Annotated in this window: 23 protein-coding genes; 19 read left to right on the forward strand and 4 right to left on the reverse strand. The window is 60.4% G+C overall.

Annotation, left to right across the window (positions count from 1 at the left end; all coding sequences use genetic code 11):
• Positions 1-15: 15 nt before the first annotated feature.
• Positions 16-765, forward strand: a complete 750-nt coding sequence (gene trmD, locus E5E96_RS10530; RefSeq protein ID WP_042652118.1) for a tRNA (guanosine(37)-N1)-methyltransferase TrmD — start codon at positions 16-18, stop codon at positions 763-765.
• Positions 766-797: 32 nt separating this feature from the next.
• On the forward strand, positions 798-1,145 hold the full coding sequence (gene rplS, locus E5E96_RS10535) for a 50S ribosomal protein L19 (RefSeq protein WP_005313505.1): 348 nt from the start codon (positions 798-800) through the stop codon (positions 1,143-1,145).
• Between the two features lie 101 nt (positions 1,146-1,246).
• Here the strand turns inward: rplS and E5E96_RS10540 are convergent, their stop codons facing one another.
• The gene (locus E5E96_RS10540; RefSeq protein ID WP_011704632.1) at positions 1,247-1,576 is read right to left on the reverse strand and encodes an isoamylase early set domain-containing protein; all 330 of its coding nucleotides are present in this window, start codon (positions 1,574-1,576) and stop codon (positions 1,247-1,249) included.
• An 82-nt stretch (positions 1,577-1,658) separates the two neighbouring features.
• Positions 1,659-2,333 (reverse strand): DNA mismatch repair endonuclease MutH, encoded by a 675-nt coding sequence (gene mutH, locus E5E96_RS10545; RefSeq protein WP_016349416.1) that lies wholly within the window; start codon positions 2,331-2,333, stop codon positions 1,659-1,661.
• Between the two features lie 733 nt (positions 2,334-3,066).
• On the opposite strand from mutH, the gene rppH reads away from it, so the two are divergent.
• The 8 genes from rppH to E5E96_RS10585 all read left to right on the forward strand — a co-directional run bounded on the left by rppH (position 3,067) and on the right by E5E96_RS10585 (position 10,761).
• Complete coding sequence (gene rppH / locus E5E96_RS10550; RefSeq protein WP_011704634.1) at positions 3,067-3,594, forward strand: RNA pyrophosphohydrolase; 528 nt, start codon at positions 3,067-3,069, stop codon at positions 3,592-3,594.
• A gap of 14 nt (positions 3,595-3,608) precedes the next feature.
• Positions 3,609-5,888, forward strand: a complete 2,280-nt coding sequence (gene ptsP, locus E5E96_RS10555) for a phosphoenolpyruvate--protein phosphotransferase (RefSeq protein WP_024944576.1) — start codon at positions 3,609-3,611, stop codon at positions 5,886-5,888.
• 67 nt (positions 5,889-5,955) lie between these two features.
• Positions 5,956-6,780 carry a prolipoprotein diacylglyceryl transferase gene (lgt, locus tag E5E96_RS10560; RefSeq protein WP_171282111.1) on the forward strand — a complete coding sequence of 275 codons (825 nt, stop codon included), beginning with the start codon at positions 5,956-5,958 and terminating at the stop codon, positions 6,778-6,780.
• Between the two features lie 94 nt (positions 6,781-6,874).
• Positions 6,875-7,669, forward strand: coding sequence for a thymidylate synthase (gene thyA, locus E5E96_RS10565; RefSeq protein ID WP_085734213.1), 795 nt, complete (start codon positions 6,875-6,877; stop codon positions 7,667-7,669).
• Between the two features lie 226 nt (positions 7,670-7,895).
• Entirely contained in the window at positions 7,896-9,086 is a 1,191-nt protein-coding gene (gene nhaA / locus E5E96_RS10570) for a Na+/H+ antiporter NhaA (RefSeq protein ID WP_139749353.1), read from the forward strand.
• Positions 9,083-9,490 carry a hypothetical protein gene (locus tag E5E96_RS10575; RefSeq protein ID WP_171282112.1) on the forward strand — a complete coding sequence of 136 codons (408 nt, stop codon included), beginning with the start codon at positions 9,083-9,085 and terminating at the stop codon, positions 9,488-9,490. The genes nhaA and E5E96_RS10575 overlap by 4 nt, the downstream gene beginning before the upstream one ends.
• Positions 9,477-10,409, forward strand: coding sequence for a transcriptional activator NhaR (nhaR, locus tag E5E96_RS10580; protein ID WP_017409027.1), 933 nt, complete (start codon positions 9,477-9,479; stop codon positions 10,407-10,409). Before E5E96_RS10575 ends, nhaR begins: the two co-directional genes overlap by 14 nt.
• Before the next feature lie 49 nt (positions 10,410-10,458).
• Positions 10,459-10,761 (forward strand): metalloregulator ArsR/SmtB family transcription factor, encoded by a 303-nt coding sequence (locus E5E96_RS10585; protein ID WP_016349423.1) that lies wholly within the window; start codon positions 10,459-10,461, stop codon positions 10,759-10,761.
• A 49-nt stretch (positions 10,762-10,810) separates the two neighbouring features.
• Here E5E96_RS10585 and rpsT read toward each other — a convergent pair whose 3' ends face one another.
• A complete protein-coding gene (gene rpsT, locus E5E96_RS10590) occupies positions 10,811-11,074 on the reverse strand; it encodes a 30S ribosomal protein S20 (protein ID WP_005308808.1) in 264 nt (87 codons plus the stop codon).
• A gap of 190 nt (positions 11,075-11,264) precedes the next feature.
• Between rpsT and murJ the strand changes: the two genes are divergently transcribed.
• Positions 11,265-12,830 carry a murein biosynthesis integral membrane protein MurJ gene (murJ, locus tag E5E96_RS10595; protein ID WP_016349424.1) on the forward strand — a complete coding sequence of 522 codons (1,566 nt, stop codon included), beginning with the start codon at positions 11,265-11,267 and terminating at the stop codon, positions 12,828-12,830.
• 42 nt (positions 12,831-12,872) lie between these two features.
• Here the strand turns inward: murJ and E5E96_RS10600 are convergent, their stop codons facing one another.
• Complete coding sequence (locus E5E96_RS10600; protein ID WP_162183721.1) at positions 12,873-13,070, reverse strand: hypothetical protein; 198 nt, start codon at positions 13,068-13,070, stop codon at positions 12,873-12,875.
• Between E5E96_RS10600 and ribF the strand changes: the two genes are divergently transcribed.
• From ribF to E5E96_RS10640, 8 genes are all read left to right on the forward strand, one after another.
• Positions 12,975-13,949 (forward strand): bifunctional riboflavin kinase/FAD synthetase, encoded by a 975-nt coding sequence (gene ribF / locus E5E96_RS10605; RefSeq protein WP_017409028.1) that lies wholly within the window; start codon positions 12,975-12,977, stop codon positions 13,947-13,949. The two genes, E5E96_RS10600 and ribF, sit on opposite strands and share 96 nt — an antisense overlap.
• Positions 13,949-16,810, forward strand: coding sequence for an isoleucine--tRNA ligase (ileS, locus tag E5E96_RS10610; RefSeq protein ID WP_044799149.1), 2,862 nt, complete (start codon positions 13,949-13,951; stop codon positions 16,808-16,810). The genes ribF and ileS overlap by 1 nt, the downstream gene beginning before the upstream one ends.
• Positions 16,810-17,313, forward strand: a complete 504-nt coding sequence (gene lspA, locus E5E96_RS10615) for a signal peptidase II (protein ID WP_011704644.1) — start codon at positions 16,810-16,812, stop codon at positions 17,311-17,313. The genes ileS and lspA overlap by 1 nt, the downstream gene beginning before the upstream one ends.
• The gene (fkpB, locus tag E5E96_RS10620; protein ID WP_171282113.1) at positions 17,310-17,762 is read left to right on the forward strand and encodes an FKBP-type peptidyl-prolyl cis-trans isomerase; all 453 of its coding nucleotides are present in this window, start codon (positions 17,310-17,312) and stop codon (positions 17,760-17,762) included. The genes lspA and fkpB overlap by 4 nt, the downstream gene beginning before the upstream one ends.
• On the forward strand, positions 17,762-18,697 hold the full coding sequence (gene ispH / locus E5E96_RS10625; protein WP_171282114.1) for a 4-hydroxy-3-methylbut-2-enyl diphosphate reductase: 936 nt from the start codon (positions 17,762-17,764) through the stop codon (positions 18,695-18,697). The genes fkpB and ispH overlap by 1 nt, the downstream gene beginning before the upstream one ends.
• A gap of 261 nt (positions 18,698-18,958) precedes the next feature.
• Positions 18,959-19,462, forward strand: coding sequence for a type IVa pilus pseudopilin TppE (gene tppE / locus E5E96_RS10630; protein ID WP_011704647.1), 504 nt, complete (start codon positions 18,959-18,961; stop codon positions 19,460-19,462).
• Positions 19,459-19,872, forward strand: a complete 414-nt coding sequence (gene tppB, locus E5E96_RS10635; protein ID WP_171282115.1) for a type IVa pilus pseudopilin TppB — start codon at positions 19,459-19,461, stop codon at positions 19,870-19,872. Before tppE ends, tppB begins: the two co-directional genes overlap by 4 nt.
• Positions 19,869-20,963, forward strand: a complete 1,095-nt coding sequence (locus E5E96_RS10640; protein WP_171282116.1) for a PilW family protein — start codon at positions 19,869-19,871, stop codon at positions 20,961-20,963. The genes tppB and E5E96_RS10640 overlap by 4 nt, the downstream gene beginning before the upstream one ends.
• Positions 20,964-20,965 lie beyond the last annotated feature (2 nt).

Raw genomic sequence — 20,965 nt, forward strand, 5'->3', positions numbered from 1 at the left:
TGCCGGAGGTTTCTTATGTGGATTGGGGTGATTAGCCTCTTCCCTGAAATGTTCCGAGCCATTACCGAGCACGGGGTAACGGGTCGGGCCGTCAAGAGTGGCCTGCTGCAGATTGAGTGCTGGAACCCCCGGGACTTTACCCACGACAAACACCGTACGGTCGATGATCGTCCTTATGGTGGTGGGCCCGGCATGTTAATGATGGTTCAGCCGCTGCGTGACGCGATTCATGCAGCCAAGCAAGCGGCGGGAGACGGGGCGAAAGTCATCTATCTCTCTCCTCAGGGACGCAAGCTGACTCAAGCGGGCGTAACCGAGTTGGCGACGAGTCAGAAACTGATTCTGGTCGCCGGTCGATACGAAGGTATCGATGAACGCGTGATACAAACCGAAGTCGACGAAGAGTGGTCTATCGGGGATTACGTGTTAAGTGGTGGCGAGTTGCCTGCCATGACCCTGATCGATGCGGTTTCGCGTCTGGTCCCTGGGGTTTTGGGCGATCAGGCCAGTGCCGAGCAGGACTCCTTCACGGATGGCCTGCTGGATCATCCCCACTACACTCGGCCGGAGTTGTTGGATGGATTGGCGGTGCCAGAGGCGCTGACAAGCGGCAATCACGAAGTGATTCGGCGCTGGCGGCTCAAGCAATCGCTCGGACGAACCTGGCAGAGAAGGCCGGAACTTATTAACAACCTAGCTCTGACTGACGAGCAAGAATCACTTCTTGCCGAGTATGTCCGCGAAGTGCGTGACAGCGTTAAGTAGAGTTTTCAGTTTATCCTAGGTAAGGAAAGACAATGAGCAAGATTATTCAGCAGCTTGAACAAGAGCAACTGCGTACCGACATCCCGGCTTTTGCCCAGGGCGACACCGTACGTGTTCAAGTTCGTGTTAAAGAAGGTGGTAAAGAGCGTCTGCAGGCTTTCGAAGGCATCGTTATTGCCAAGCGTAACCGCGGTCTGCACTCTGCTTTCACCGTTCGCAAGATCTCCAACGGCGAAGGTGTTGAGCGTGTATTCCAGACTCACTCTCCGCTGATCCACAGTGTAGAACTGAAGCGTCGTGGTGATGTTCGCCGCGCCAAACTGTACTACCTGCGCAACCTGTCCGGCAAAGCTGCTCGTATCAAAGAGAAGCTCAACTAATTCGATTCGAATTGGTGTCGGTATGTCGGCGAAAAGCTCGACAGGTAGTGAAAAGGCTCGCCAATGGCGAGCCTTTTTTGTATCCGCTTTCTGGTGCCGGCTCAACCTGGCTGGCTGACCCGCACCACCGAGTTGTCGCGTCCGAAGGGACCGGGCACGTAGTCATCCGCCGCCCAGTCATTGTCGTAGTGGGTCTCCCCGTTGGGTTGCACCAGCTGGTAGCAATACTCGAAATGAGCGGGACCGTCGGTCGGCAGATTGAGGGTGGTCTTGAACTCACCGCTCTTCATCCGCTTGAGCTCGATGGGTTGCCACTGGCTGAACTCCCCCAGCAACAGCACCTGCTCGGCCTCTCCTGCTGCCTCTTTTTCCACGGCAAAGGTCACCTTGACCTCGGGGCGGGACTTGAGAAATTGCTTGTTGATCGGCATGACGCCTCCTTGTCCTGATTGCGAAGAAATAGCTGCTGGCTATTTTTATATCACTTTATGACAAGGATGTTGATAACCGAGATCAAGCGGGCAGGGCAAAGTGGCGCTGCAGCAGCCCGTGGGTAAAGCCTATCTTGAGGTAAAAGCCGCGCGGCAGGGTCATGATCGGCTGGCCATTGCGGCCGATGGCCCGGGTCAGAGCCTTGTTGTTGGCCGCCTTGGGACGCAGTTGCAGCACCTGGCCGTGGCGGGCGCTGATCTGCTCCACTTCTCCCAGCACTATCATGTCCATCAGCTCTTCCCAGTCCTGGCGCAGCAGCCGCTCTTCCTCTTCATTCGGACTCCACAACAGCGGCATGCCGATGCGGCGCTCACCGATGGGGATCTCGCGGCTGCCCTCCACCGGGATCCAGAGCACGCGAGAGAGCTTGTTGCGCACATTGGACTGTTCCCACTGCTGGCCGCTGACACCGATCAGCGGTGCCACGCAGACGAAGGTCGTCTCCAGCGGTTTGCCCTGAGGATCGATGGGGATCGTCTTGAGTTCGATGCCAAGATCCGGGAAGTCCTGCTCGGGCTTGCTGCCGGCGCTGGCCCCCAGCTGCCACTCGATCAGCTGACCAACCCAACCCTTGTCACGACGCAGATCCGCCGGTACGGCGATGCCGGCCGTGGCGGCCAGCTGGGCCAGCGTGAAGCCCGCCATGGCATAGGCGCGGGCCAGCAATTCCTGCTCTGACTGGGGGTTGGTGGGCATGGGTCACTCCTGCAAAGGGGAATTATTCTAGCAACTCTGATCCTCGCTGAGGATCGCTGTTTTTATAACCGATCCCGGCAGGGGTATGCACAGGGGGGGCTGTTTTGTGAGTAAGTACTTATCATAATGATTTTAAACAAATTTGTCTCTATGCCGTCGGTCGCTGACCAGCAGGATCCAGGCTCAAAATAGTTGTCCAAGGGTTTGCTCGCGCTGTTGCACACAGTTATCCACAGAAATCTTGGATAACTGCTGGCAAGTGCTAATAGTTGGCCCATTGTTACAAAAAAATGTGAAACAGCACCGATTTCAACGGCAATTCCAGAGCAGATAGTGTGCCACTCCTGTGGATAAAATAGCCGTGGTGGATCTTTGAACAGTCGAACTTGTTCACAATCGAGATCCCGGATCGCCGGCCGTGAAAGACATGGATCTTGATCCAGCATTGATTGTTTAACACCATGTATTTAAATACATATTCTGTTTTTATCAACATGGGGTATGCTGTCGCCTGGTTTGGATCAGATAAATGAAACTACTGTATATACCTGCTTGCTCACAGGCTTATGCACAGTCTGGGTGGGCAACTTGGTCCAGTTGATCCTTGGATTTGTTTATAAGTCGGCTTGAAATTGAAAGTTATTCATGAGTGGGGGATCACAGTCCCTGTTTGCTGCCACGAGGTGAATGTGGAACAATCCCCTTATAGATTCAGCCTTTATAAGGTGATCACGTGATAGATGGCGACGGGTTTCGTCCCAATGTCGGAATCGTGATCTGTAACCGTGACGGACAAGTATTGTGGGCTAAGCGCTATGGGCAGCACTCCTGGCAGTTTCCGCAGGGAGGGGTTGATGATGGTGAGACGCCGGAGCAGGCCATGTATCGTGAGCTGTATGAGGAGATAGGCCTCAAGCCCGAAGATGTGACCATCATGGCCACCAGTCGCAACTGGCTGAAGTACCGCTTGCCCAAACGCCTCGTTCGTTGGGACAGTTCACCGGTCTGTATTGGCCAAAAACAAAAATGGTTCTTGCTGCAGCTGGATCCGGGCAGGGAGTCCAGGATCCAGTTCGGCTGTCATGGTCATCCCGAGTTTGATGACTGGCGTTGGGTCAGCTTCTGGTATCCGGTCCGTCAGGTCGTCTCCTTCAAGCGGGAAGTCTATCGACGGGTAATGAAGGAGTTTGCCCCGCTGGCGATGCCGGTGCCGGCAGTTCAGGTCAACAAGAAGGATGGGCGGCGCAATCGCCCCCGTTAAGGAGCACAGATTAGTTGTTAACGGAACTCAGACGCATCGTCGAAAGCATGGCCGAGGCCAATACCCTCGAGCTGGCCTTGCAGGCACTGGTCAGCCAGACCCGGCTGGCCATGATGGTGGACTGCTGTTCCGTTTATGTCTCAGAACCCGAGATGCGCCGCTACCGGCTGGCCGCGACCGATGGTCTGGCCGAGTCGGCGGTGGGCAAGGCCACCCTGCCGTTCGAGCAGGGCATCGTCGGTCTGGTGGGTCAGCGGGAAGAGCTGATCAACCTGGCCGATGCCCCCTCCCATCCCAGCTTCAAGTTCCTGCCCGATGTGGCCGAAGAGGCGTTTCGCTCCTTCCTCGGCGCCCCCATCATGCATCAGCGTCAGGTGGTGGGCATTCTGGTGGTGCAACAGAAGGAGAGCCGCCTCTTCGATGAGGGGGAAGAGTCCTTCATGGTGACCCTGGCGGCCCAGCTGGCGGCCCGGATCGCCCAGGCCCAGGCCAAGGGCTGGCTGCAGAAGACCGACTGGAGCAAGCCGCTGCGCGGCATCGCCGGTGCCAGCGGCATCGCCATGGCCAAGGCCTGGGTGTGGCGGCCGCGCAAGGAGCTCAACTCCATCACCCCGCGCAAGGATGAGGATCACGCCAGACAGCTGGAGCGGCTGAATGTGGCGGTGGAGGAGGTGCGCCATGATCTGGAGAGCCTGGCACTGCGGTTTCGCGAGAGCTACAGCCAGGACTCGGTCGCCATCTTCGACATCTACCTGCATCTGCTGAACGATCCGGGCTACATCAAGCCCATTCGCAACAAGGTGAGCAAGGAGCACTGGACGGCGGTATCGGCGGTCAAGCTCATCAGTGACCGGCTGATCGATCAGTTCAAGGGGATGAAGGACCCCTACCTGCAGGAACGCTCCACCGATGTGAAGGACATCGCCCAGCGGCTCATCAGCCGGCTGGTGCAAAACGAACCCGAGCATATCGCCATCGGCGAGCCGGTGGTGCTGGTCGCCGACGAGGTGACGGCCACCATCCTGGCCGAAGTCCCCCGCGAGTTTCTGACCGGGGTGGTGTCCCTCAAGGGGGGCACCAACTCCCACGCCGCCATTCTGGCTCGCGCCATGGGGGTGGCGGCCATCATGGGGGTGGATCTGCCGCTCGGCGACATCGGCGGTCGCATGCTGGTGGTCGATGGCTACAGCGGCGATCTCTTCATCGAGCCCAATCAGGTGATCCTGACCGAGTACCGCCAGCTGCTGAGCGAGGAGCGGGCGCTCGATACCCTGGTGCGCAGCGTCGACAACCAGCCCTCCGAGACAGCCGACGGCGTGCCTGTCTCCCTGCTGCTCAACGCCGGGCTCAGTGCCGACACCGAAATATCCCTCAATCAGCTGGCGGACGGGGTCGGCCTCTATCGCACCGAAATCCCCTTCATGCTGCAGGACAGCTTCCCCTCCGAGTGGGAGCAAACCGCCCGTTATCGCGGCATTCTGGAGACCTACCGCAACCGGCCGGTCTGCATGCGGACCCTGGACGTGGGCGGCGACAAGCAGCTGCCCTATTTCCCCATCGTCGAGGAAAATCCCTTCCTTGGCTGGCGGGGGATCCGGCTCACCCTGGATCACCCCGAACTGTTCCTGGTGCAGCTCAAGGCGATGCTGCGGGCCAGCGAAGGGCTGGACAATCTGGCCATCATGCTGCCGATGATCAGCAGCGTCAGCGAAATCAAGGCTTCCCGCCGCCTGCTGGATCAGGCCTGGCGAGAAGTGTCGGAAGAGGCGGCCAGCCGTGAGGCGGTGATCCGCTATCCCAGCCTGGGGGTGATGATCGAGGTGCCTTCCGCCCTCTACATCCTGCCCGAAATGGCACCGCTCATCGATTTCTGGTCGGTGGGCAGCAACGATCTGACCCAGTACCTGCTGGCGGTGGATCGCAACAACGCCAGGGTCGCCAACATCTACGATGCCTTCCATCCGGCGGTGATCCGCGCCCTGCAACTGCTGGTCGATGCCTCCCATCGTTACCAGAAGCCGGTGTCGGTGTGTGGCGAGCTGGCCGGTGATCCGGTCGGGGTGCTGCTGTTGCTGGCCATGGGCTATCGCCGCTTCAGCATGAACACGCACAACATCGCCCGCATCAAGTACGTGCTGCGTCAGTCGACCCTGAGCGAACTGACGGTGCTGCTGACGGATGGCCTCAAGCACGACAACCCGCACGTGCTGCGCGGCCTGTTTGCCCGCTATCTGGAAGAGCACGGCTTGGGCGGTTTGCTGCGCGCCGGTCACAAAACGAAACAGACTGATTGATAATCATGCCTTGTCCCTGCTGACGAATGATCGGAAAATGCGGCTTTTCTTATGACTGGGGCCGCATATGCAGCACGATGGATATTGGGTTTTCTCGCAGATTGATCCCGTAGCATTCAGTTTGGGACCACTATCGGTACGCTGGTATGGTCTCATGTACCTGTTTGGTTTCGCCTTTGCCATGTGGCTGGCGGGGCGCCGCGCGGATGCGCCGAACAGTGGCTGGACCCGCAACGAGGTCTCGGACCTGCTGTTTTACGGCTTCCTCGGGGTGATCCTGGGTGGCCGGGTTGGTTACGTGCTGTTCTACAACTTCGACATGTTCCTGGCCGATCCTTTCTACCTGTTCAAAATCTGGACCGGTGGCATGTCGTTCCACGGCGGCCTGATCGGGGTCATTACCGCCATGGTCTGGTTTGCCCACAAGACCAATCGCCACTTCTTCACCGTGGCTGACTTCGTGGCACCGCTCATTCCGTTCGGCCTCGGCGTCGGCCGCATCGGCAACTTCCTCAACGGCGAGCTGTGGGGCCGGGTCACCGATGTGCCCTGGGCCATCATCTTCCCGGAGGCAGGCCCGGAGCCGCGCCATCCGTCCCAGCTCTATCAGTTCGCGCTGGAAGGGGTGGTACTGTTCATCATCCTCAACCTGTTCTGGCGCAAGAACCCGCCCCGTGGCGCCATCTCCGGCATGTTCCTGCTGTTCTACGGCCTGTTCCGCTTCCTGGTGGAGTTCGTGCGCCAGCCGGACAGCCAGCTCGGTCTCTATTTCCAGGAGATCAGCATGGGCCAGATCCTCTCCACCCCGATGATCGTCATCGGTGCCCTGATGATCTGGGTTGCCTACAAGCGGCCGCAGCTGTTCGGTAACCGCGTCAAGGAGGCAAAGTAATGCGAGCCTATCTCGGTCTGGTACAGAAGATCCTGTCGCAGCCTGCCTGTGTGGCTGTGAACCCGTTTGGTGGGACCTTGAAGGAGGCAAAGCGATGAGAACCTATCTCGACCTGATGCAGAAGATCCTCGATGAAGGCACCGTCAAATCCGACCGTACCGGTACCGGCACCGTCTCCCTGTTCGGCCATCAGATGCGCTTCAATCTGGCGGAAGGCTTTCCGTTGGTCACCACCAAGAAGTGCCACCTGCGCTCCATCATTCACGAGCTGCTGTGGTTCCTCAATGGCGATACCAACACCGCCTATCTGAAAGAGCACGGCGTCAGCATCTGGGATGAGTGGGCCGACGAGAACGGCGATCTGGGGCCGGTGTATGGCGCCCAGTGGCGCTCCTGGCCGGCGGCTGACGGGTCTGTCATCGATCAGATCCAGAAGGCGGTGGACGACATCAAGCACAATCCGGATTCGCGCCGCATCATCGTCTCCGCCTGGAACGTGGGCGAACTGGACAAGATGGCGCTGGCTCCCTGCCACGCCTTCTTCCAGTTCTACGTGGCCGACGGCAAGCTCTCCTGCCAGCTCTACCAGCGCAGCTGTGACGTGTTCCTCGGCCTGCCGTTCAACATCGCCAGCTACGCCCTGCTGACCCACATGATGGCCCAGCAGTGTGACCTGGAAGTGGGCGACTTCGTCTGGACCGGTGGTGACGTGCACCTCTACTCCAACCACATGGAGCAGACCGCACTGCAGCTCACCCGCGAGCCGCGCCCGCTGCCGACCCTGGTGATCAAGCGCAAGCCGGACTCCATCTTCGATTACAAGTTCGAGGATTTCGAGATAGAGGGTTACGACCCCCATCCCGGTATCAAGGCGCCCGTCGCCATCTGATGTGAAAGGCGCCCATGAGGCGCCTTTTTTATGCATAAAGGCCACGGAATATTCACTCTGATGACTGGGCTTCGAGTGAAATCCGTGTGGGAGAAAACCTGCTTATAGCAGGCATGTTTGATTTTGCCTTCGGTTTTCTCGTTGTATTTCGCAGTAAGAAACGATTTTCCATTAATTGTTATGGGATATAGACTCAAAACAAAGTAATACTGTGGATAATTTAACCATGAGCGACGTAATCAAAAAGTTCCTCAAGCTGGAGGCCGCCTCCGGAATAATTCTGATCATGGCGGCCATGCTGGCGATGATCCTGGCCAACAGCGGCCTGGCCGGCAGCTATCAGGCCTTCCTCGATACCCAGGTGCAGGTGCGCATCGCCACCCTCGACATCAACAAGCCGCTGCTGCTCTGGATCAACGATGGCTTCATGGCCGTCTTCTTCCTGCTGGTCGGCCTCGAGGTGAAGCGCGAGATGCTGGAAGGGGCCCTCTCTTCCCGGGTGCAGGCTACCTTCCCGGCCATCGCCGCGGTGGGTGGCATGCTGGCGCCCGCGCTCATCTATGCCTTCTTCAACTACTCGGATGAAGTGGCGCGCGCCGGCTGGGCCATTCCCGCCGCCACCGACATTGCCTTCGCCCTCGGGGTGATGGCGCTGCTGGGCAAGCGGGTGCCGGTCAGCCTCAAGGTGTTCCTGCTGGCGCTGGCCATCATGGATGACCTGGGCGTCATCATCATCATCGCGCTGTTCTACACCCAGCAGCTGTCGCTGACGGCGCTGGCGATCGGCATCCTGGCGACCCTGACCCTGCTGTGGATGAACCGCCGCGGTGAGGATCGGATCAGCCTCTACATGCTGGTGGGGCTGGTGCTCTGGGTAGCGGTGCTGAAATCTGGCGTCCATGCGACCCTGGCCGGGGTCATCGTTGGCTTCATGATCCCGCTCAACGGCAAGCGTTATGCCTCGCCGCTCAAGCAGCTGGAGCATGCCCTGCACCCCTGGAGTGCCTACCTGATCCTGCCGCTGTTCGCCTTTGCCAATGCCGGGGTGTCGCTGGAGGGGATTGGTCTTTCCGCCCTGCTGAGCCCGGTGCCGCTCGGCATCATGCTGGGACTGTTCATCGGCAAGCCGCTCGGGGTGTTTACCATCAGCTGGCTGGCGGTGAAGCTCGGCATTGCCCAATTGCCCAACGGGGTCAATTTCAAACAGATCTTCGCGGTCAGCATCCTGTGTGGCATCGGCTTTACCATGTCGATGTTCATCGCCTCGCTGGCCTTCGAGCACGGCGGGTTGGATTACGGCAGCTATTCGCGCCTCGGGATCCTGGTGGGATCGACCCTGGCGGCGATCGTCGGTTATCTCGCCCTGCGCATGGCGCTCCCGAACCGGGAGGCCGACCAAAGCACGGAGGGGTTATGAAAAGACTAGGATGGCTGGCCTTGCTGGCGCTGATCCAGACGGCCTGGGCCGGCAGTCTGCAGGATTGCCAGCAGGACGCAGCCTCGGCCGGCTGTTCGGCCTACCTCAACGGGGTGGTCGACAGTGCCCTGATGCTGGGGGACAAGCAGGCCAAGGCCCAGTTTGGTGAGACCTTCGCCGAGCGGGCGCTGAGCAGCCGGGCCGGCGAGCGGGTCAAACAGTCCAACAAGCGTTACTGCGGGGAGCGGATGCCGGATCCGGCCCGCCTCAAGGCCCATCTGCAGGCGCAGTTCGACGCGAACAAGGTTGACTCGATCAGCGACATGTATGACATTCTGGCGGCTGAACTCAGTTGCTACCGGAGTCCGCGCAGCGCGGGAACCCCATCGGATGTCACACCTTAATTACAATCATCTTTACTATTTTTGGATGACTCAGAAGAAGGGCTCCGTCACGCAAGCGGCGGAAGCCCTCTTCTTGACCCCGCAGACCGTGACCGGCCAGATCAAGCTGCTGGAGCAGCGTCTGGGCGGCAAACTGTTGATGCGAAAAGGGCGTTCCCTCGAGGCGACCGAGCTGGGTCAGCTGGTGTTTCGCTATGCCGACAAGATGTTCAGCCTCTCCTACGAGATGCTGGATATCGTCAACTACCGCAAGGAGAGCCAGATCCTGTTCGACGTCGGCATCGCCGATGCGCTCTCCAAGCGCCTTGCCAGCCGGGTACTGCTCTCCGTCATCCCCAACGACGGTTCCATCCACCTGCGTTGCTTCGAATCGACCCACGAGCTGCTGCTGGAACAGCTGAGCGAGCACAAGCTCGACATGATCCTGTCGGACTGCCCGGTGGACTCCAGCCAGCACGCCGGCCTGCTCTCCAAGCGGCTCGGTGGCTGCGGGGTCAGCTTCTTCTGCAAGGCGCCACTGCCATCGCTCCCTTTTCCCGCCTGTCTGGAGGAGCGCAAGCTGCTGATCCCGGGCCGGCGCACCGCCATGGGTCGCCAGCTGACCCAGTGGTTCGAACAGCAGGGGGTATCGCCCAGCATCCTCGGCGAGTTTGACGATGCGGCCCTGATGAAGGCGTTCGGCTTCTTCAACCAGGGTATCTTCATGGCTCCCACCATCTATCGGGAAGAGATCCTGGAAGGGGAGGAGGTGATGCTGCTGGGGGAGACCCAGGATCTGATGGAGGAGTACTACGTCATCTTCGCCGAACGGATGATCCAGCATCCGGCGGTAAAACGGGTATGCGAGAGCGATTTCTCCTTTCTGTTTGCCGGTCAGGAGGATTTCACCACGATTCAACCGGCAACCCTGTCATTTTAAATCGACGGGCCACAGAGTATGATTCTTGCCTCGAACGAGAGGGAATGAGATGCAACTGGAAGAGATGGAGGCAAATGCAAGCCGGGCGGTCGCTCTGCTCAAGGCGCTGGCCAACGAGCGGCGCTTGTTTATCCTGTGTCAGCTGCTGGAGCGGGAGCTGTCGGTGGGCGAGCTAAACGAGCGGCTGGGTTTGAGCCAGTCGGCGTTGTCACAGCATCTGGCTGTGTTGCGGCGGGATGAACTGGTGGAGACGCGCAAGGAGGCCCAGACGGTCTACTATTCGCTGCGCAGCCATGAGGTGCGCGAGATGATAGGATTGCTGCACAAGTTGTATTGCAGCGAACAGAAATAAAAAACCGGCACGAAGGCCGGTTTTTTAGCTTTGTTCAGCAGATGCTGAATTAAGCCATAGCTTTGATCTGGGCAGACAGGCGGCTCTTGTGACGAGCAGCTTTGTTCTTGTGGATCAGGCCTTTGGTCGCCATACGATCCATGATCGGCTGAGCAACAGCGAAAGCGGCAGTCGCGGCAGCCTTGTCGCCAGAGGCGATGGCAGCGATGACTTTCTTCAGGTAGGTACGGGTCATGGAACGACGGCTGGCGTTGTGCTGACGACGTTTCTCTGACTGAAGAGCGCGCTTCTTAGCAGATTTGATGTTAGCCAAGGTAAAACTCCTAAAACTGTCTTAGCGAGTGTATTGAAAAGGCCCGGAAATATGCCTTCTCAACCACATATTGTCAAATGATTTGTGCAAATAAACACCGCCCCCGGTGGTGTGTCAGATGGGAGACGGTTAAACTGTCGGCCGATTCTAACAGCATTCTTTTCTTTCCGACAGTTCCAGAGGCCTCGTCTTGAGTAAGAAATTGATCAAATCCGGCATGATAGTGTCTGGAATGACGTTGGCGTCCCGCGTGATGGGCTTGGTGCGCGATGTGGTCATCGCAAATCTGCTCGGTGCCGGGGTGGCCGCAGACGTCTTCTTCTTTGCCAACCGCATTCCCAACTTTCTGCGTCGCCTGTTCGCCGAAGGTGCCTTCAACCAGGCCTTTGTTCCCGTGATGACGGAGTACAAGAAAAAGGGCGACGAGAGCGAGGTGCGCGAGTTGCTGGCCGCGGTGGCGGGTACCCTCGGTGGGATCGTCACCGTGGTCACCCTGCTCGGGGTGCTGGGCTCCGGGGTGCTGACCGCCCTGTTCGGCTGGGGCTGGTTCTGGGACTGGTTGCACGGCGGGCCGGCGGCCGAGAAGTTCGAGATGGCGAGCCTGATGCTCAAGATCACCTTCCCCTATCTCTGGTTCATCACCTTTACCGCCATGGCGGGGGCCATCCTGAATACCTTCGGCCGCTTCGGGGTCTCCTCCTTCACGCCGATCTTTCTCAACATCACCATGATCGCCGCCGCCTGGTGGATCTCGCCCTGGTTGGACGACCCCGAACTGGCGTTGGCCATCGGTGTCTTCCTCGGCGGTCTGGTGCAGTTCCTGTTCCAGTTCCCGTTCCTGCGCCAGATCAACATGCTGGTGTGGCCCAAGTGGGGTTGGCACCATCCGGGGGTGGTGAAGATACGCACCCTGATGATCCCGGCGCTGTTCGGGGTGTCGGTCAGCCAGATCAACCTGCTGGTCAACACCATGCTGGCCTCGTTCCTCGCGACCGGCGCCATCAGCTATCTCTATTACTCGGACCGACTGCTGGAGTTCCCGCTCGGCATGTTCGGTGTCGCCATCAGTACCGTCATCCTGCCGGCGCTGGCCAAGAAGCACGTGGATGCCGATCCGGCCGACTTCTCCCGCACCATGGACTGGGGGGTTCGGATGGTGATGCTGCTCGGCCTGCCGGCCATGGTGGGCATCGCCGTGCTGCGCGAACCCATTCTGCGGGTGCTGTTCATGCGCGGTGAGTTCGGCTTGCACGAGGTGAGCATGTCCAGCGCCAGCCTGCTGGCATCCACCACGGGCCTGCTGTCGCTGATGCTGATCAAGGTGCTGGCACCCGGCTACTACGCCCGCCAGGATACCCGTACTCCGGTACGGATCGGGATGATGTCGATGGCGGCCAACATGGCCTGCAACCTCATCTTCATCTATCCGCTCGGTTACGTGGGGCTGGCGCTGTCGACTGCCTGCTCGGGCACGCTGAACGCGGCCCTGCTGTTCAAGGGGCTCCATCAGCAGAACGTCTACCGGCCCTCCCGCCACACCGGGGTATTCTGCCTCAAGCTGCTGACCGCAAGTCTGCTGATGGGGGGCGTGCTCCTCTACCTCTCGCCGGATCTGGCCCAATGGGGAGCCTGGCACATGAGCAAGGCGAGCATGCAGCTGACCATGCTGCTGGTGCTGGGGGGCGCCATCTATGCCGGTGTCCTGCTGGCGCTGGGCATTCGGCCAAAAGATCTGAGAGCGGGGCGGGATGACTGAGTCGGCGCACCATGGCGATTGAAGTCCCGCCTGAGCCAGCAATCAGGGCGGGATGGCTGAAATCGGGTCAGCAACAGGGCTGACCCAGAGTGCCGCCTGATATATAATCCGGCGATTTTCATAGCAGCGACGCACAAGGCATTGATGGAGCTTATCCGCGGTATTCACAATATCAAGCCCCGTCACCGGGGGTGTGTATTGACCATTGGCAACTTTGATGGGGTTCATCAGGGTCATCATGCCGTGCTGTCTCGCCTGCAGGAAAAAGCAGCCCAGCTGGGCCTGCCGGCCTGCGTCATGCTGTTTGAACCGCAGCCGCTGGAGCTGTTTGCCGGGGCTGCGGCGCCGGCCCGCCTCAGCCGCCTGCGGGAGAAGTATGAAGCGCTCAAGGGGATGCAGATCGATCGCATGCTCTGCGTGCGCTTCAACCATCGCTTCGCCGAGCAGTCCGCCACCACCTTCATCGAGCAACTGCTGGTGGAGAAACTCGGCGTGCACTATCTGGTGGTGGGCGACGATTTTCGTTTCGGCAAGGGACGGGAAGGGGACTTCCACCTGCTGGAAGAGGCCGGTCGGCGCTTCGGTTTCGAGGTGATCAGCACCCAGAGCTTCCAGTTGTCCCGTCAGCGGGTCAGCAGCACGCTAGTGCGCGAGGCCCTCGCGGCCGGCCGCATGGCGGAGGTGGAGCTGATGCTCGGCCGCCCCTATACCATCAGCGGCCGGGTGGCCCACGGCGACAAGCTGGGCCGCACCATAGGTTTTCCCACCGCCAATCTGGCCCTCAAGCGCCAGGTGATCCCGGTCGGTGGCGTGTTCGCGGTGGAAGTGTTATGTTCCGGCAAGACCTTCCCCGGTGTCGCCAATGTGGGTGTACGGCCGACCTTGAGCGGTACACAAGCCAGATTGGAAGTACATCTATTTGATTTTTCTGGCGACCTATATGGTCAACAGGTCAAGGTGCTGCTTCGCCACAAGCTGCGCGAAGAGCAGAAGTTTGCCTCTTTCACCGCCTTGAAAGAGCAGATCGAACGAGATGCCCTGGCGGCCCGAGCCTGGTTCGGGCTGCCACTACTCCATTTACCCAGCACTCTTTTAGAAAAGAAGGGAACCCAGGACTGATGAGCGACTATAAACACACCCTGAATCTTCCGGAAACCGAGTTTCCGATGCGTGGCGATCTGGCCAAGCGCGAACCCAACATGCTGAAACGTTGGTACGATCAGGATCTTTACGGCGCCATTCGCCGCGCCAAAGCGGGCAAGCCTTCGTTCATTCTGCACGATGGCCCCCCCTATGCGAACGGCAGCATTCACATCGGTCACTCGGTCAACAAGATCCTCAAAGACATCATCATCAAGTCCAAGGGCCTCTCCGGCTTCGACTCCCCCTATGTGCCGGGCTGGGATTGCCACGGTCTGCCCATCGAACTGAAAGTGGAAGGCATGGTCGGCAAGCCGGGCGAGAAGGTCTCCGCTGCCGAGTTCCGCGCCGAGTGCCGCAAATACGCCAAGACCCAGATCGAAGCGCAGAAGACCGACTTCATCCGGCTGGGCGTGCTGGGTGACTGGGAACACCCCTACCTGACCATGGATTTTGGCACCGAAGCCAACATCATCCGCTCCATGGCCAAGATCGTTGAAAACGGTCACCTGCACAAAGGTTCCAAGCCGGTGCACTGGTGTACCGATTGTGGCTCCGCCTTGGCCGAAGCTGAAGTGGAGTACTACGACAAGAACTCCCCCTCCATCGATGTGCGCTTCAAGGCCGTCGACGAGGCGGGCGTTGCCGCCAAGTTTGACTGCGCCGAAGGCCATACCGGCAAAGGCCCGATCTCTGCCGTGATCTGGACCACCACCCCCTGGACCCTGCCCGCCAACCGCGGCATCGCCATGCACGCCGATCTGGACTATGCGCTGGTGCAGGTGGAAGGGGAGCATCCCGAGCGCCTGATCCTGGCCGCCGAGCTGGTCAAGGACGTGATGGACCGCGCCGGTATCGAGCAGTTCCACAACCTGGGTTACGCCAAGGGTGCCGCACTCGAGCTGCTGCGCTTCAACCACCCCTTCTACAGCTTCGACGTGCCGGTGGTGCTGGGTGACCACGTCACCCTGGATGCCGGTACCGGTGCCGTACATACCGCACCTGGCCACGGTCAGGAAGACTTCGTGGTCGGTCAGAAGTACGGTCTGGAAGTGGCCAACCCGGTTGGCAGCAACGGCGTGTACCTGCCGGATACCGAACTGTTTGCCGGCCAGCACGTGTTCAAGGCCAACGCCTCCGTGGTCGAGGTGCTGACCGAGCGTGGCGCCCTGCTGCACCACAAGGTGTTCAACCATTCTTACCCGCACTGCTGGCGTCACAAGACCCCGATCATCTTCCGTGCCACCCCGCAGTGGTTCATCAGCATGGAGCAGAAGGGTCTGCGCAAGCGTGCGCTGGAAGAGATCGAGCGCATCGAGCAAGACGGCATCAAACAGCACGGCCAGAGCGGCTGGGTGCCGGCCTGGGGTAAAAACCGTATCCAGGCGATGGTCGAGAACCGTCCTGACTGGTGTATCTCCCGTCAGCGTACCTGGGGCGTGCCCATCTCCCTGTTCGTCCACAAGGAGACCCAGGAACTGCATCCGGAATCCGTGCGCCTGATGCACGAAGTGGCCAAGCGAGTCGAACAGTCCGGCATCCAGGCCTGGTGGGATCTGGACAAGGCCGAGCTGCTGGGCAGCGACGCCGACCTGTACGACAAGGTGCCTGATACCCTGGACGTCTGGTTTGACTCTGGTTCGACCCACTCCTCCGTGGTCGACGCCCGTCCCGAGTTCAACGGCAACCCGGCCGACATGTATCTGGAAGGCTCTGACCAGCACCGCGGCTGGTTCATGTCCTCCCTGATGATCGGCGTGGCGATGAAAGACAAGGCTCCCTACAACCAGGTGCTGACTCACGGCTTCACCGTGGATGGCCAGGGCCGCAAGATGTCCAAGTCGATCGGCAACGTGGTCAGCCCGCAGGACGTGATGAACAAGCTGGGTGCCGACATCCTGCGTCTGTGGGTCGCCAGCACCGACTACACCGGCGAGATGACCGTCTCCGACGAGATCCTCAAGCGCTCTGCCGACGCCTATCGCCGCATCCGCAACACCGCCCGCTTCCTGCTGGCCAACCTGAACGGCTTCAATCCGGCGACCGACATGGTGGCGCCTGCCGACATGGTGGTGGTGGATCGCTGGGCCGTGGGCCGTGCCAAAGCGGTACAGGCCGAGATCATGGCGGCGTTTGACGAGTACAACTTCCACGGTGTGACCCAGAAGCTGATGCAGTTCTGCTCCATCGAGATGGGCTCCTTCTACCTGGACGTCATCAAGGACCGTCAGTACACCGCCAAGGCTGACAGCCTGGCCCGTCGCTCCTGCCAGACTGCCCTGTATCACATCGCCGAGGCCATGGTGCGCTGGATGGCGCCGATCATGAGCTTCACCGCCGACGAGATCTGGGCGCTGCTGCCGGGTGAGCGCGGTGAGTTCGTGTTCACCGAGGAGTGGTACGACGGCCTGTTCGGGCTGGAAGCGGGTGAAACCCTCAACGACGATTTCTGGGCCGAGATCCTCACCGTGCGCGGTGAAGTGAACAAGGCGCTGGAAGTGGCTCGTGGCGAGAAGCGCATCGGTGGCTCCCTGCAGGCCGAGCTGACCCTGTTCGCCAAGCCGGCACTGGCTGCGCGTCTGAACGCCCTGGCCGATGAGCTGCGCTTCGTGCTGCTCACCTCCAAGGCCAAGGTGGTCAGCGTCGATGCCGCCCCGGCAGACGCCGTGGCGACCGAGCGCGATGATCTGTGGCTGAGTGTGGCCCAGTCTGCCGCCGCCAAGTGCGACCGCTGCTGGCACCATGTGGAAGACGTGGGCACCATCGCTGGTCACGAAGAAATCTGTGGCCGCTGCGTCACCAACGTCGAGGGTGACGGCGAAACTCGTCAATTTGCCTGATGAACATGACTCACCATAAAAGCGGCCTGCGTTGGCTGTGGCTGGCAGTGCTGGCCTTTGTACTGGACCAGGCGAGCAAGCTCGCCGTGGTCAAGCTGCTGCCATTTGGCTACCCGGGGGTGGAGATCACCCCCTTCTTCAACCTGGTCCATGTCTACAACAAGGGGGCGGCTTTCAGCTTCCTGGCCGATCAGGGCGGCTGGCAGCGCTGGTTCTTCGCGGTGCTGGCGTTTGCCATCTGCGGCTTGCTGATCCACTGGCTGCGCAAGCAGTCCGTCGCTCAGCGCTGGAGCGGCATCGCCTACTCGCTGATCATCGGCGGGGCGCTCGGCAACGTGTTTGACCGGCTGGTGCTGGGCCACGTGGTCGACTTCCTCGATTTCTACTGGCAGCGCGCCCACTGGCCGGCGTTCAACTTGGCCGACAGCTTCATCTTCATCGGCGCAGCCATGATAGTGCTGGACGGTTTTCGCAGTGAGAAGAAGAAGGACGTGACGCCATGAGCCAGCCGATTGCGGCAGACAGCAGCGTGCTGTTTCACTTCGCCATCAAGCTGGAAGATGGCTCGGTGGCCGACAGTACTGCGCTGCAAGGCAAGCCTGCCCGCTTGCGGATGGGCGATGGCAGCCTGACCTCCAGTTTCGAGCAGTGCCTGCTGGGGCTACGCGAAGGGGAGAGCAAGAGCTTCACGCTGGCGCCGGGAGAGGCCTTCGGCCTCTCCAATCCCGACAACATCTATCATCTGGACCGCGCCAAATTCGGTGCCGATGTAGAACCCAAGGTCGGCACCATCATCCTGTTCGACCAGCCCAACGGCAGCGAGCTGCCGGGTATCATCCGGGCGGTGGCAGGTATGTCGGTGACGGTCGATTTCAACCATCCCCTGGCCGGTCACACCGTCACGTTCGAGGTGGAGATCCTGGGGGTTGATGACGAGGAAGCGGTTCACTGATGAATATTCTTCTGGCCAATCCCCGTGGTTTCTGTGCCGGTGTCGACCGGGCGATCAGCATCGTCGAGAGCGCGCTGGAGAAGTTCGGCGCCCCCATCTATGTCCGTCACGAGGTGGTGCATAACCGCTACGTGGTGAACAAGCTCAAGGAGGCGGGCGCCGTCTTCGTCGAAGAGCTGGATGAGGTGCCGGATGACAGCATCGTCATCTTCTCCGCCCACGGCGTCTCCAAAGCGGTGCGCGAGATGGCCAAGTCCCGTGCCCTCAAGGTGTTCGATGCGACTTGCCCGCTGGTGACCAAGGTGCACATGGAGGTCCATCGCGCCAGTCGCAAGGGCTCCGAGGCCGTGCTCATCGGTCATGCCGGTCACCCCGAGGTGATCGGCACCATGGGTCAGTACGAGAATCGCGAGGGGGGCATGTATCTGGTGGAGACGCCGGAGGACGTGGCCGAGCTCAAGGTGAAGAACCCGGATGACCTTTGCTTCGTCACCCAGACCACCCTCAGCGTGGACGAAACCTCGGACGTCATCGATGCCTTACGTGCCCACTTCCCCAAGATCCAGGGGCCGCGCAAGGACGACATCTGCTACGCCACCCAGAACCGCCAGGACGCGGTGCGGGAGATGGCGGGGCTGGTGGACGCCATGCTGGTGGTGGGGTCACGCAACTCCTCCAACTCCAACCGCTTGCGGGAGCTGGCCGAGAAGGTGGGTGCCAAAGCCTACCTCATCGACGACGCCTCCATGATCGAGGCCGACTGGCTGGCGGGAGTTGAGGCGATCGGTGTCACCGCCGGCGCTTCCGCCCCCGAGGTGCTGGTGCAGTCGGTCATCACGCGCCTGCGCGAGCTGGGCGGCAAGGTGGTGGCCGAGCATCCCGGTCGTGAAGAAAACGTGGTGTTTGAGGTGCCGCCGGAGCTGCGCATCCTTTGAGTCAGCCATCCCGTGCGGGATAGTGCCATGAGTACCTGAGCCACCTCCTGTGAGGTGGCTTTTTCATGGGCGATTCTTATGACTCTTGTTGCCCGGTTTGTGGCGAGATTGCAGCGAAATTTGATGATGTATGTCCAAGATCTGAGTAGATTGAATTGCAAGCGAAGGTCTGCGGTCTAGACTGCTGATGATCTTCTCATCTGGCTTGATGGCACATGGATATGCGAACGAGCCTCCCCGACAAAATCAGAGCGAAACAGGATGTTTTTGCGTTCAGGTTTTAGCCTCATCGAGCTGATGGTCACCGTTGCGCTCATCTCTATCCTGCTGACGTTGGGAGTTCCCTCCTTTAGCGCGATATTGCGCAACATGACGCTGACCAGCCAGGCCAACAACTTCGTGGCCGCCATCAACCTCGCCCGCTCCGAAGCCATTCGCCGCAATACCGCGGTTACGCTCTCCGCTACCGCCAGCAACCTGACCCAGAACCACTGGGAATCTGGCTGGCAGATCTGGGTCGACCGCAACGGCAACGGCACCCTCGACAACGGCGAACTGCTGCGGCTCTTTCCCGACATGGGCGCCGGCACCCTGGTCAGCAATACGTCGCTGGTCCGCTTCAGTGGCAATGGCTTTCTCGACGGGCGTCAGCAGGTGGCGCTGGTGTTTTCTCTACAGCCGCCGGAGTGTGCCCAAGAGGCATCGCGCGACATCACGATCACCCCGGCCGGGCGCCCATCCATCGTGGAGACCAGCTGCATATGAAACGACATCAGGGGGTATCTCTGCTTGAGATCATGATTGCCGTGCTGGTGTTGTCGATCGGCATTCTCGGCATGGCAACCCTGCAGTTGCAGGCGCTCAAGAGCAATCAATCGGCGCTCACCCGCACTGAAGCGACCCAGTTCGGCTACATGATCACCGACATGATGCGAGCCAATCGCAGCGCGGCCCTGCTCGGCCAATACAACGTCGGGCTGGGAGAGGCTGTCTCCGGCAGCTCGATGGCGATACAGGATGTGCAGTACTGGAAGCAGGCGCTGACCGGCCTGCCGGGCGGTGACGGGGCCATTGCCGTCAGCGCCGGGCAGGCGACCATCACCATCCAGTGGGATGCCAGCCGGCTGGCCACCGAGCCTGCGCTGCGCAACATGACCCTGAGGACGGATCTGTGAGCGGCCGGCGAACCTTGTTGCGTCAGGCCGGTGTCGGTCTGGTGGAGGTGATGATCGCCCTGCTGCTGTCATTGCTGACGGTCGGGGTCATCATTCAGGTGCTGCTTGGCAACCACAAAACCTATCTGACCGGCGAGGCCATCGCCCGGGTTCAGGAGGACAGCCGGTTTGCCGTCAACCTGCTGCAGCAGGAGCTGCGGATGGTGGGCTACCAGGGCTGCCTCAGCAAGCAGGGGGTCAACATCACCAACACCCTTAACGGTGGTACGGCGCTGCCCTACAACTTCACCGTCTATCTGCGCGGCTATGACAATGTCACTGCGACGCTGCCCACGGCGTTGTCGGCCCTGTTTACCGCTGCCGAACCCAAACCCAAACCGGGAACCGACGTGTTGCTGGTACAGGGGCCGACCGGCGCCGGGGTGCCGGTCACTCGCAACAACAGCGCCGCCCAGCTGTTCGTGCAGCAGCTCTCCAGCAAGGCCAACTACTGCGGTACCGGCAAGCAGGGCTACAGCGACTTGTGCGAGGGGGACATCGTCATGGTGTCCGACTGTCAGAAGGCGCGGATCTTCCAGATCACCCAGACCCAGGTGGTGGGTGGTGGCAGCGAGGTCAATATCGGCCACTCCAACGACAATAAATACACCCCGGGCAATGCCGTCAGCTCCTGGGGCGGCGCCAGCAGCCCGGTCGAGGAGCGCTTCGGTGCCGGCTCGGTATTGAGCCGGATGGAGACCCGGATCTATTACGTCGCCCGCCCCTCTGCCAACGCACCCTATGCCCTGTATCGCAAGAGCGGTCTGGCTGCGGGCATGCTGCTGGTGGACGGGGTCACCGATATTCAGCTGACCTTCGGCGAGGATCAGAACCGGGATCGGGCGGCGGATCGCTATGTGAGCGCCGCCAGCAACCCGAACTGGGACAACGTGCTGGGGATCGGCGTTCAACTGCTGATGCGCAGCGGTCAGGGCAATGTGGTATCGGACCCGCAGGCCATCAGCTTTGCCGGCGCCACCTTCCAGACTGTCGACAGTCACTGGTACTGGGTGGCCGAAACCACGGTCGCCCTGCGCAACCGGCTGCCATGAGG

The organism is Aeromonas sp. 1805 (assembly GCF_013085525.1).
Lineage (GTDB): Bacteria > Pseudomonadota > Gammaproteobacteria > Enterobacterales > Aeromonadaceae > Aeromonas > Aeromonas hydrophila.

What these genes read in the sequence shown, in the direction of transcription:
- mutH (WP_016349416.1), bottom strand. Translation starts at nt 2,333, where the DNA reads ATGCCCACCAACCCCCAGTCAGAGCAGGAATTGCTGGCCCGCGCCTAT.
- ileS (WP_044799149.1), top strand. Translation starts at nt 13,949, where the DNA reads ATGAGCGACTATAAACACACCCTGAATCTTCCGGAAACCGAGTTTCCG.
- ribF (WP_017409028.1), top strand. Translation starts at nt 12,975, where the DNA reads ATGGAGCTTATCCGCGGTATTCACAATATCAAGCCCCGTCACCGGGGG.
- nhaA (WP_139749353.1), top strand. Translation starts at nt 7,896, where the DNA reads ATGAGCGACGTAATCAAAAAGTTCCTCAAGCTGGAGGCCGCCTCCGGA.
- ispH (WP_171282114.1), top strand. Translation starts at nt 17,762, where the DNA reads ATGAATATTCTTCTGGCCAATCCCCGTGGTTTCTGTGCCGGTGTCGAC.
- rplS (WP_005313505.1), top strand. Translation starts at nt 798, where the DNA reads ATGAGCAAGATTATTCAGCAGCTTGAACAAGAGCAACTGCGTACCGAC.
- lspA (WP_011704644.1), top strand. Translation starts at nt 16,810, where the DNA reads ATGAACATGACTCACCATAAAAGCGGCCTGCGTTGGCTGTGGCTGGCA.
- tppE (WP_011704647.1), top strand. Translation starts at nt 18,959, where the DNA reads ATGTTTTTGCGTTCAGGTTTTAGCCTCATCGAGCTGATGGTCACCGTT.
- tppB (WP_171282115.1), top strand. Translation starts at nt 19,459, where the DNA reads ATGAAACGACATCAGGGGGTATCTCTGCTTGAGATCATGATTGCCGTG.
- E5E96_RS10585 (WP_016349423.1), top strand. Translation starts at nt 10,459, where the DNA reads ATGCAACTGGAAGAGATGGAGGCAAATGCAAGCCGGGCGGTCGCTCTG.
- trmD (WP_042652118.1), top strand. Translation starts at nt 16, where the DNA reads ATGTGGATTGGGGTGATTAGCCTCTTCCCTGAAATGTTCCGAGCCATT.
- E5E96_RS10575 (WP_171282112.1), top strand. Translation starts at nt 9,083, where the DNA reads ATGAAAAGACTAGGATGGCTGGCCTTGCTGGCGCTGATCCAGACGGCC.
- thyA (WP_085734213.1), top strand. Translation starts at nt 6,875, where the DNA reads ATGAGAACCTATCTCGACCTGATGCAGAAGATCCTCGATGAAGGCACC.
- lgt (WP_171282111.1), top strand. Translation starts at nt 5,956, where the DNA reads ATGCAGCACGATGGATATTGGGTTTTCTCGCAGATTGATCCCGTAGCA.
- E5E96_RS10600 (WP_162183721.1), bottom strand. Translation starts at nt 13,070, where the DNA reads ATGATGACCCTGATGAACCCCATCAAAGTTGCCAATGGTCAATACACA.
- E5E96_RS10540 (WP_011704632.1), bottom strand. Translation starts at nt 1,576, where the DNA reads ATGCCGATCAACAAGCAATTTCTCAAGTCCCGCCCCGAGGTCAAGGTG.
- nhaR (WP_017409027.1), top strand. Translation starts at nt 9,477, where the DNA reads ATGTCACACCTTAATTACAATCATCTTTACTATTTTTGGATGACTCAG.
- fkpB (WP_171282113.1), top strand. Translation starts at nt 17,310, where the DNA reads ATGAGCCAGCCGATTGCGGCAGACAGCAGCGTGCTGTTTCACTTCGCC.